Annotated in this window: 10 protein-coding genes; all 10 read left to right on the forward strand. The window is 56.2% G+C overall.

What is annotated here, in order from left to right:
• The first annotated feature begins 10 nt into the window (after positions 1 to 10).
• The 10 genes from RVX_RS15535 to RVX_RS15580 all read left to right on the forward strand — a co-directional run bounded on the left by RVX_RS15535 (position 11) and on the right by RVX_RS15580 (position 11113).
• Entirely contained in the window at positions 11 to 1033 is a 1023-nt protein-coding gene (locus RVX_RS15535) for an N-acetylneuraminate synthase family protein (protein WP_116308074.1), read from the forward strand.
• Positions 1030 to 2187, forward strand: coding sequence for a UDP-N-acetylglucosamine 2-epimerase (neuC, locus tag RVX_RS15540; protein ID WP_116308075.1), 1158 nt, complete (start codon positions 1030 to 1032; stop codon positions 2185 to 2187). Before RVX_RS15535 ends, neuC begins: the two co-directional genes overlap by 4 nt.
• Before the next feature lie 94 nt (positions 2188 to 2281).
• Positions 2282 to 3763, forward strand: a complete 1482-nt coding sequence (locus RVX_RS15545) for an MBOAT family O-acyltransferase (RefSeq protein WP_116308076.1) — start codon at positions 2282 to 2284, stop codon at positions 3761 to 3763.
• Positions 3744 to 4964 (forward strand): hypothetical protein, encoded by a 1221-nt coding sequence (locus RVX_RS15550; protein WP_147307545.1) that lies wholly within the window; start codon positions 3744 to 3746, stop codon positions 4962 to 4964. Before RVX_RS15545 ends, RVX_RS15550 begins: the two co-directional genes overlap by 20 nt.
• A 24-nt stretch (positions 4965 to 4988) precedes the next feature.
• Positions 4989 to 5744, forward strand: a complete 756-nt coding sequence (locus RVX_RS15555) for a hypothetical protein (RefSeq protein WP_147307546.1) — start codon at positions 4989 to 4991, stop codon at positions 5742 to 5744.
• A gap of 76 nt (positions 5745 to 5820) precedes the next feature.
• Complete coding sequence (locus RVX_RS15560; RefSeq protein WP_116308078.1) at positions 5821 to 6849, forward strand: glycosyltransferase family A protein; 1029 nt, start codon at positions 5821 to 5823, stop codon at positions 6847 to 6849.
• Positions 6850 to 6935: 86 nt separating this feature from the next.
• On the forward strand, positions 6936 to 7625 hold the full coding sequence (locus tag RVX_RS15565; RefSeq protein WP_420192362.1) for a hypothetical protein: 690 nt from the start codon (positions 6936 to 6938) through the stop codon (positions 7623 to 7625).
• Positions 7622 to 8539, forward strand: coding sequence for an FkbM family methyltransferase (locus tag RVX_RS15570; RefSeq protein ID WP_116308080.1), 918 nt, complete (start codon positions 7622 to 7624; stop codon positions 8537 to 8539). The genes RVX_RS15565 and RVX_RS15570 overlap by 4 nt, the downstream gene beginning before the upstream one ends.
• Positions 8536 to 10386: an ABC transporter ATP-binding protein gene (locus tag RVX_RS15575; RefSeq protein ID WP_116308081.1), complete on the forward strand. Its 1851-nt coding sequence runs from the start codon at positions 8536 to 8538 to the stop codon at positions 10384 to 10386. Before RVX_RS15570 ends, RVX_RS15575 begins: the two co-directional genes overlap by 4 nt.
• Positions 10364 to 11113, forward strand: coding sequence for a cytidylyltransferase domain-containing protein (locus RVX_RS15580; protein WP_172596673.1), 750 nt, complete (start codon positions 10364 to 10366; stop codon positions 11111 to 11113). Before RVX_RS15575 ends, RVX_RS15580 begins: the two co-directional genes overlap by 23 nt.

The following is an 11113-nucleotide window of genomic DNA, read 5'->3' on the forward strand; positions in this document are numbered from 1 at the left end:
CGGAACCAGCATGATCATTTCACCCACGTTTGACATCGCAGGCCGTCCCGTAGGGGGCGATGCCCCTTGCTTCATCATCGCCGAGGCTGGCGTGGCCCATTTCGGGGATTTCAAGAAAGCCCTGAAGCTGGTGGATCTTGCCGCAGAGTCCGGTGCCGACGCCGTCAAGTTCCAGATATTTTCCGTCGACAAACTGATCGCCGACGAGGCTGCTGAGTGGAAGAATCGCCTGGGCTCGCGCAGCCTGCCCCCGGAGGCATTCCGTGACCTGCGCGACTACTGCCGCGAGCGGGGCATCATTTTCTTCGCGACCGCACATGACGACGAAAGCCTTGACCATCTGGAGCCGCTCAATGTGCCAGTGTACAAAATCGGGTCCGGAGAGCTGGCAAATCCGAAATTCATAGCGCGCGTTGCGGGCCTTGGGAAACCGGTCATCTATTCCACGGGGCTGCACACCCTCGCCGATGTGCGCCGGTCTGTGGAAGCCATGACGAGCACTGGCAACCGCGACATCGCGATCCTGCACTGCGTGACCCGCTACCCGACACCGGCCGACGACGTCAATTTGCGCGCAATGACCTTGCTGCAAGAAGAATTCCAGGGGGTCACCGGGTACTCCGACCACACCGCGGGGTTCCATATCCCCCTTGCGGCCATCGCCATGGGCGCAAATATCGTGGAGAAGCACATTTCGCTGGATTTCAATGTGCCCAACGCGCAAGACTGGAAAGTTTCCTGCGGCCCGCACGACCTTGCCCTGTTCATCCAACAGGCGAGAGAGGTCGAGGCAAGCCTTGGCCGGCGCGACAAGCAGCCGTCCTCGCTGGAATTACAAAGTGCCGCCTGGGCTCGCAAGTCGCTGGTCACCACGCGGGACATCCCGGCGGGAACCATACTCACGGACGAAATGCTCACGGCCAAACGCCCCGGCACCGGGTACCCTCCCGAAATGCTAACGGAACTCGTCGGCAAAAGAACATCTGTGCCCCTCAAGGCCGATACGGTCGTCAAAAAGGAACATCTCTCGTGAAGCGCCGCATTTGTATCGTACTCACGGCACGTGGGAATTACGCAAAGATGAAGACCGTGATGCGCGCCGTGCGCAACCATCCGCAACTTGAACTGCAAGTGGTTGTGGGCGGAAGCATTATCCTCGACAAGTATGGAAAAATTCTCGAAAACAAGCTGGTGGACGAGTTTCCTATCGACCACCTGATCCACTTTCTCATCGAGGGAGAAACGCCGCTGACCATGGCGAAATCAGCTGGCCTGGCAGTCACGGAATTTGCCAATGCGTTTGGCCATCTCAGACCTGATGTCGTCGTAATCATAGGTGACAGGTATGAGTGCCTGGCCATCACGATGGCTGCCACCTATATGAACATCGCAGTTGCCCACGTCGAAGGGGGAGAACTCTCGGGATCGATAGATGAATCCATACGCCATGCAATCACAAAGATGGCGCATGTTCATTTCCCTGCGTCCAAAGACGCCGCAGAGCGCATTAAAAAAATGGGCGAGAAGCCCGGCAGCATATTCATGGTAGGCGCTACCAGCTTCGACGTGTTGGCGTCCATGGACCTCGACAATATGGAGGCCATACGACACCACCAGACAAAAGCAGGGGTCGGGGCGGAACTGGCCATCGAGCCCGGCCGCTACATCGTCGTGAGCCAGCACCCCGTTACCACTGAATATGCCGACAACCTCGGGCACATCAACGAAACAATCCTTGCCATCGACAAGCTGGGACTGCCCACATTCTGGATCTGGCCCAACATGGATGCCGGTTCTGACGGAATATCCAAGGGCCTGCGGCTGTACAGGGAAAGGCGCTCGCCTACCCACATGCGGCTTTTCAAAAGCCTGCCGATAGAGCTCTACGCACCGCTTATCAAGAACGCCGCCTGCCTCGTAGGCAACTCATCGAGTGGCATCAGGGAGGCCGCATTTCTTGGAACGCCTGTCGTAAACATTGGGTCTCGACAGCAAGGCCGCGAAAGAGGGCCTAACGCCACGGATGTTCCCTACGACCATGCAACAATCATTGGCGCGATAGAGTCACAGATTGCACATGGCCCCTACCCCCCCTGCTACATATACGGCGACGGGAAATCCGGAGAAAAGATAGCAGACATATTGGCCAGTTTTGCCTTTGAACAACAGAAGCTCAATGCGTATTGAGAAGCACCGCGAGCGGCCATTCAGCGGCTCCATCCTTCTCCCCTGGCCAACGAAGTAAGCGAGATCACCAAGCAGGCAAGCAAAAAACCGAATCATGCTGTTCAACTCGTATATATTCCTGCTTTGCTTTTTTCCGGCAACCATTCTGGGCGCTGCATTCGCCCAACGCCTGCGTTCGCCAATACCATTGCAGGCATGGCTTTTTGCGATGTCCTGCCTTTTCTATTCATGGTGGTATCCCGAACACCTGCCTCTGCTTCTTTGCTCCATGACCTTCAACTGGTGGATGGGAAAGCAACTTGCCAAGCGACACACCCATGGCAACCACGCGCTGGCCCTGGGCATAGTGCTCAATCTCGCCCTCCTCTGCATATTCAAATACGCAAGATTCTTCCTTGAAAATATAAATGCCGTCACCGGAACCAACCTTGCGGCCTTCGACGTTGCCCTTCCTTTGGGAATATCATTTTTCACATTTCACCAGATAGCATACCTGACAGACGCCCACCACGATGGGCACGCAGAACAGTCATTCATACAGTACGGGCTTTTTGTAAGTTTTTTTCCACACCTTATTGCGGGCCCAATACTGCGACGTGACGACTTCTTCCCCCAGCTGCATGATGGGAGGCTCGGCCTTCGCTACGAAACAATCGCCACAGGGCTTGCCTTCATTGCAACAGGACTCTTCAAAAAGGTCTGCATAGCAGACCCTCTTTCACTGCTTGTAGACCCTAGCTTCTCCCTCGTAAGCGCCGGAACGAAACTCACGCTGGCTGAAGCCTGGGTTGCTGCGCTGGGCTTCACCTTCCAGCTTTATTTCGATTTTTCGGGCTATGCAGACATTGCGATCGGGCTGGCGTATTGCTTCGGCATCCGTTTTCCGTTCAATTTCAATTCGCCTTACAAGGCCCTTGGCCCCGTTGATTTCTGGCGCCGTTGGCACATGACCCTTTCCCGATTCCTGCGCGACTATCTCTACATCCCCCTTGGCGGCAATCGCGGCGCCCCGACGGCACGCGCCCTGCGCCTGCTGGCAACCTTCCTGCTGGCAGGCTTGTGGCACGGCGCAGGCTGGACCTTTGTCGCATGGGGCGGCTACCACGGGCTTGCCGTCATGATCAATCACGCATGGAATGCGCACCGAAAAGAAAAGCCGCCTCTGCCGCGGACACTTACCCTTCCTGGCACATTCCTGTTCGCCGTATTTGGCTGGGTACTTTTCCGCGCGCCCGACTTTGCCTCCGCCGCCTCTCTCATGAAATCCATGCTTGGCGTGAATGGCATCGCTGCTCCTGCGCGAATTCGCTCGGCGTTCCCCATGCTTGAGGGCATTTTCGTTGCCGGCAGCCCCTTCGCGCATGAATTCTACCCGCCCAAACTGGCCTTGGCGACGCTTTGCGTACTGCTTGCCTGGGTATGGGGGCTGCCAAACAGCCAGGAGTTGATCCTGTCTCAAGGCAAACTGCGCTGGCAATCCACACCCGCTTGGGGTGTCGCGCATGGCATTGCTCTTGCCGTATCGCTACTTTTCATGATGGGATGGAGCACTCCGTTTGTCTATTTCCAATTCTAACTGCCATACCTTCCACGCCGCGAAGAGCTACTTGATCGCAACGCTAGGCACGCTGCTAGCCTCTGCGCTTTTGGCCCTACCGCTTTTACTGTTCGCAAGAAACACTTGGGAACTGGCCTCAACGGATGAGATCGTCACCCAGCAGCGCACGCACGGCGGACTGTATGGAACCGCGATCCACGGCAACACCTACGCTTACAAACTCAGCATATACAAGGCATTACTTCCTGATGTCGTCATCCTTGGCACATCTCGCATGATGCAGATCAGACAAGGCGGCTTTCGCGCGTCCATGCTCAATGCCGCAGGGACTGCCGACACTGCACAGCAAATGGAAGCCTTTGCCAATGACATGCTCGCCATCCATACACCCAAGGCCATCATCATCGGTATCGATTTCTGGAATTACAACCCGCTTCGCCCGGAAGACGCCAGCACTGCCCCGCCAAACGGAAGCAACACCCTGTCATGGAAGCAGCTTTTTAAAATCGTCGAGTTGATCGCGGCAAAACGCATTCCCCCCGATATCGCCCTGGAATATGCATTTTCAACGCGCAAATCCACGGACATGCTCGGGATTGCCGCCATCTGCGACAATACCGGCTTTGCCACCGACGGATCGCGGCATGGCATGTCTGGCATCGTCAAAATGAAGAGCTTTCCGGACTTCAAATTCTCTGACACATTGAGCCGTGTCACGGATGGCAACCGGCGCTTTGAACCTGCAGACACCATCGACGAGAACAGATGGGAGCGCCTGCAAAACCTTATCAACACCTTCACAGCCAAGGGAATTCACGTAGCGATACTCCTTCCGCCCTTGGCCTCACCCGTTCTTGAGGCCATGAACATGCGCGGAGACTACGGCATCCTCCCGGCGTTACACGACAAAATACAGACGCTTGGCGTACCTGCTTTCGACTTCACATCCGCAAGTGTCGCCGGGGGAACAGACTGCGAGTTTCTGGATGGGTTTCACGGTGGTGACGTCCTGTATGCGCGCATGCTGCTTTCAATAGCAAAACAGAGCCCCGACTGGGTCGCAACCCTTTTCGACGTAAACGCCCTGGAGCGCATTATCGCTACCGAGCACGGACTGGCAGCGGCAAGGCCATGGCGACTTTCCGACGAACCGGAACCCGATTTCCTGGGCCTGGGATGTTCGAAGCCAGCATCCCCCCATGCATCCGCCTACCAATAAACGCGCCCCAATGCGGAGGCTACAGTGCTGCGCACAATCATTAGAAAAATCGAATCATTCAGGCACGGAATCTACTGCAGAAAAAGCAAGGAAGTGCTTGAGCGCGTCGGAATAACAAAAAATTTTGCCAACAGAGACAGCTCGGCGCTGCCTCCGAAATATGACGACCTGCACACGTTGTACGCATTGGTCAAGGAAACCCGCCCGAAGCTCATCCTGGAATATGGAAGTGGCGTTTCAACAATAACGATGGCTCACGCCCTCATGGAAAACGCCCGGCAAGGCTGGGAGGGGAAGATCCTTTCCATTGAGTCGGACAGCAAGTGGGCAAATCATACCATGGCTGGCGTTCCCTCTGCCCTGAAACCATTTATCGATATGCAAGTGCACACTCCAGAGCTGCGTCTATTTGCCGCAGTGGCTTTCGGGCAAAAAGAATTCAAACGCGGTGTCTGGTTTCGCGATCAAAAACGCCCCGCGACCATCCCCATGATGTGCATAGTGTACCCGGCTCTACTCGATATCGCGCCCGACATGGTATACCTTGACGGCCCAGATCCGCGCCATGTCAGAGGGTATTCTGACTGCCGAACAGGCGAGACAAACAGAGCAATAGTCGCAGACATGCTGTTCCAAGAACAAAAATTAAGACCAGGGTTCGTGCTCGCTGTCGATGGCAGGAATACGAACTGCGCTTTTCTGCACAACAACCTCACCGCGAGGTATTCCGCTGAAAAGCGCGAAGCGCAAAAATTCACTATTTTCAAGAAATTGAGCTAGCATCTACGAAACAAAACGGCATATTGCATTTTTAATCGCATCATCAGCCTTAAAAAACCGCGGAATCAGAAAATCCATGCGTATAGGCGAGAACCCAACAAAGTTTGCACGGCACAATCCTGACATCGTGCGCCTTGACATCAAGAAGCCAGAAAATATTCTGGCATGCACCGTCGTATACATACCCCGCCTTGATGACTACTATGCAGAGGCTCTCGATGTTCTCAAGGCATCTCTGTACTCGCTCTGCGCCACTGTTGATCGCCCTTTCGACTTGTTGGTTTACGACAACGGCAGTTGTAGTGAAGTACAAGACTTCCTGCGGAAATTGCACAGAGAAGACATTATCCAGTGGTTATGGCTGTCCTCTTGCAACATGAAGAAAATCGGCGCATGGAGCCAGATATTTGGCGCTGCCCAAGCGGACCTGGTCTACTTCTTCGACTGCGACATATTCCATCGCGCTGGCTGGCTGGAAGACTGCCTGGCCGTCCTCGACGCCTACCCGGAAGCAGGCATTGTCAATGCCGCCCCACTGCCCATGAAAGGAGCGGCCCTGCAGGCCGCCACCCTCTCCACGAGCATCGATATCGCCCACAGGACAAGAGACATCCACGTAGAGCAAGGCCAGTTCACGAATCCCGACTGGTTCAGGGAATTCGGAGAGAGTCTTGGTAGTCAGCCCGACACTTACCTTGCTCAAGCGCTGGCGAATCCCCAGGTTCGAGTGACACGCAACAACGTCTCTGCGTACATTCAATCGTGGCACGCGCAGTTCCTTGCGCGGCGCAGCGTTCTACAGGGATTCTTTCCTGCCGACAGAACCTGGCACACTGAAGGGTCGGATCGGGGCTTCGACGAGTATCTCAACTCCACTGAAATCATGCGGCTCGGCATTGTCGAACCGCGCGTTATTCACCTGGGAAACACGATACACCCCCGATACCGTGAGGAAGTGGCGCAGCTTCTCGGAGAGCATGCCACAAAGCCGCGCCTTGTCCCGCGCTGCAACCCCTGGTTCATGCGCATCCCCGGAATGCCACGCGTGGTGCGGCGGCTTCATGCCCTGACGTTCGAAGCACTGTACAACGTCAAATGCTCTTGACCCTGGGACCCGACAACGGCGCATCAAACGCGACAAATGCACAATCGCCCGCGTATGCCCCCGGGCAACGCACGCCCCGGATGGAGATGAAAATGATACTGAATTTGCTTAAGAAAGCACTCGGAAAGCCTCAGGTTCTTGATTTCGACCCTGCGCATGACATCATCAACCTGCTGCCAAACGGCATCGACTTCCCCGTTCTGCTGGCTGATGCGAAGCGAGACTTGCAGGACTCCCACGCCGAATACACATCCACGGTTTCCGTAGGCTCATCCGCCGCATCGCTCGAGCTTGCGGCGCTACTGGCCGCGCTGTGCCGTGTCCTGCAACCCCGGCGCCTCGTGGACCTCGGATCCGGCTACACCTCCTATGTCCTCCGCAGCTACGCCAAGTCGCAGGCCACGCCTGTGGACGTCACCTCGGTCGATGACAGCGCGGATTGGCTGGCTCGCACCCGGGAATACCTGGAGGCTGCGCAACTCGACACCAGCAACCTGATGACCTGGGATACGTTCGAGGCTTCAGGGGATACCGACTTCGATCTTGTCGTGTTGGATGTTCGGCCAATAGCGCGCCGCGTGGAGCACCTTCCCCGCCTCATGCGCGGCCTTCGCCCGGGCGGCATGATCATTGTGGACGACGTGCACAAGCCGCATCTCTCCCAGCCGCTGATTCGCATGGCCAAGGAACACCACTGGTTCTGTGCGGGTCTCAAGTCGTTGACCCTTGATGGCTACCAGCGCTTTGCCGCCGTAGTGGCCAAGGAGCCGGCATGAGACTTCTGACCCGCCTCCTGCGAAAGTACTACCGCCTGGTTACCGGACTCTGCTATCTGGACAAGCATCATCAGTGGCGCCCCTCTCCGCTGGGGCAGAGACTTATCCCAATCCTGCCTTCCCCGGCCGTCGAATGGGATAACGGCCAAGAACTGCGCCCTGTACTTTCCAGCCGGATCTGGGCCCAGCGCTGCGGACAGGGACATCATGAGCAGGCGCTGGACCAGCTCATCGCCCGCTGCCTCAAGCCCGGTGACGTTGTCATCGATGTCGGCGCACAGGTGGGACTGACTGCCGTTCAGGAAGCGCTCGCGGTTGGACCGTCAGGCATGGTCGTGGCCCTTGAACCGTCCCCCCTCAATTTCCCGTTCCTTTGCAAGGCGTTGCAGCTGAACAACTGCACCTGGACCACCCCGCTCAACCTGGCCGCCGGAGCACAAGAGGGAATGCTGGGTTTTTCCCACGAAGCGCGGGCCGGATTGATCCAGCGGGTTGCTGGCCAGGATCATGAAATACTCATCCCGGTCGTCAGGGTGGACGATATCGTCAGAGAGCACTCCTTGCCTGCCGTGGATTTCGTCAAGATCGATGTTGATGGACCGGAAATGGACGTCGTTTACGGGATGGAAAACCTGCTCACGGGTGAAAAGCCACCATTCCTCTGCGTTGAATGCTCACGCTACTGGGAACGTTTTAATTGCAGTTTCGAGCACGCGTTCAATTGGTTTACCGAGCGCGGTTTCTCGATTTGGCAGGCTCATCGGAGCGACTCCGGGTTGGAAAAAATCGAATCCCCTGACGCGCTGCCCCCAGGGTGGGGCACGCAAAAGGGTCTTTCCTTCAATTTCTACTGCTTCAAGACTGATTGTCACGCCGACAGGCTTGCAAACATGGGCGTAGCGCTGAATCCATGATCGAATCCTTCAAATTGATGCTTCGAGCGTTCGGGCCAGCTCGCAGCCGCCTGTTCTTGGCACTTGGATTGATGGTTGCCAGCGCGCTTCTTGAGAGCATGTCCGGGCTGTTGTTTCTTCCCATTCTGGAAGTGATGTCCGACGCCAATGCCGCCTCGGACAGACAAAGCGGCGCCCTTAAGGTCATCATCAACACGCTGCATTCATTTGGAATCAACGACATATTCGGCGCACTATGCGCAATCCTTATATTCACCTACTTCTTCAAGTCGTTCTTTTCCATAGCTAGCCTCAGCTTCAACGCCGCAACGGCGGAAAGAGTGCGCCTGCACTGGTTGGAACTATTGGGACAGCGCTATCTTTTTGCGCCATATGCGGTCATTGCCGCTCAACGACACGGAACTATTGCCAACAACATCATTCGCGAGACCACAGAGGTATCGCGGTTCCTCAACTTTTATCTCACCTACCTGATCAACTTCTTCATGGTGTGCTTTCTCGTGGGAAGCATGGCGATTGTGGACTGGCGTGTAGTTGCGGTGTTCGGAACCCTGATCAGCCTGGTTGTCATTCCCATCAGAAAGCTTCTGTTTGGCACCGCATCCCGACTCGGCAAGGAAAGCATCAGGCTTTCCCAGTCGATTATCGGCTATGTGTACGAAACGGCGTCGGCACAGCGCGAAATTCGCCTGTTCGGCGCTGAACGGCTCAGAATCACAGGCATCCGCTCGATAATGGCGCAGCTCACCCGCGTCTTCATTCTTACCCAGATCATCAAAGGGCTGCCGCAGCCAGTCGGGGAATTCATCTTCATCACCGTCGGCGGCGGCATGCTCTACGCGCTGCATATATACGCCCCCGACCAACTGGCGCTCGTCCTGCCCAAAATAGCCTTCTTCGCGCTGGCCCTGGTCCGCCTCATGGCGGCCCAAAGTCAGCTGGTTTCCATCAAGGTGGCCTATTCAAACAAGGTTCCTTCCGTGCATTTGGTCTTTGAACTGCTTGAAGACCCGAGGCTGGCCGCCGAGCAGCCAGACGACAACGACAAGATGCCCGCGCCCAAATTCGAAGGGCTGACTTTCGACGCGGTGTCCTTTGGCTATTCGGACGACCGGCAGGTACTTCACGATGTGACTGCATCGATCCCCGCAGGCAAAACAACCTACCTTCTGGGCTCTTCCGGGGCGGGGAAGAGCACCATCCTGGATATGATCGGCCGCTTCTACAGCCCGACATCGGGTTCCATCGCCATGGCCGGTCACGATATATCCGACTACGACATCAAAAGCTGGCGCAACAAACTAGGCTACGTTTCGCAAGAAGCCGTCATCTTCACCGGGTCGCTCCGCGACAACATCCGCCTTGGGCGGCAACATGTGACAGATCGTGAAGTAGAGGCCGCGGCGGAACTTGCCGGCCTGCTGCCACTGCTGGGCACGCGACCGGAAGGGCTTGATACAATTGTTGGCGATCGCGGGTTGGAGCTTTCGGGAGGACAACGCAAGCGTATCGCCATCGCTCGCGCACTTGCCGGCAGCCCGGAACTTCTCATTCTTGACGAAGCCACGACCTCGTTTGAAGAAAATCTTGAGCAGTCCATCATCCTTGCAATCAGACAGGCGCTGCCAGGCATCACCATTCTTGTCGTGACGCACCGCATAAATACCGCGAAACACGGCGACTGCGTTCTAGTGCTGGACAACGGACGTATCGTGGCGAATGGCGCGTATGACATGGTGCGCGAACAGGTTGAAAGCCTGCTTGCCACAATCGATCCGAAAGAGCTCAAAGCAAGTCACGCCGTATTCAGAAACAACGCGAGCAATGCTGATGATACCGATAAATGAGGAAAAGACCCTCGGGCTCATCCCGGCCCGAGGCGGGTCGAAGTCACTTCGGCTCAAGAATATCCATCCACTCTGCGGAAAACCGCTGATAAGCTACTGCATTGCAGCGGCAAAACACGCAATGCAATCCTCGCTTGGTGGACTGGCATGTTCGACGGATCATCCCGATATCGCGGCTTGCTGCAAAAAGTACGGCGTCTCCGTCATTGACAGGCCGGCAGAGCTTGCCACGGATGAGTCACTGACCGAAGAGGCCGTGGTGCACGCGCTGCATGTTCTGCAGCAGCAGGATGGTGAGGCACCCGGCATCATTGTGCTGCTGCAACCCACCTCTCCGTTCGTGCTACCGGAGCATATCGACGGCCTTGTCAAGCTGCTCAAGGAAGACAAGAGCCTGGACACCGCACTCACCATTGCCGACATTCCGCACAACCTGCACGCATGGAACCAGCGCAGCTTTGAAAACGGGCACGTGCGATTCCGTTATGAGAAAGAACGGCAAGCCGCATACAACAAGCAGCTGAAGCCCAAGAATTATCGTTTCGGCAACCTTGTTGCGTTCCGCGCAAGCTCCATTCTCTCCGGAAATCGATGCTTCGGGCTCAACCAGGCAGGCCTCGTGATAGAACGCCCGTACGCGCATGACGTGGACGGCCCTGAAGACTTCGCTTATGCGGAGTTTCTGATCGAACGCCAACTGATCCACATCCCTGACGACATCACGTAG

This window comes from Nitratidesulfovibrio sp. HK-II, from assembly GCF_003402415.2.
In the GTDB taxonomy this organism is placed as follows: Bacteria; Desulfobacterota; Desulfovibrionia; order Desulfovibrionales; family Desulfovibrionaceae; genus Cupidesulfovibrio.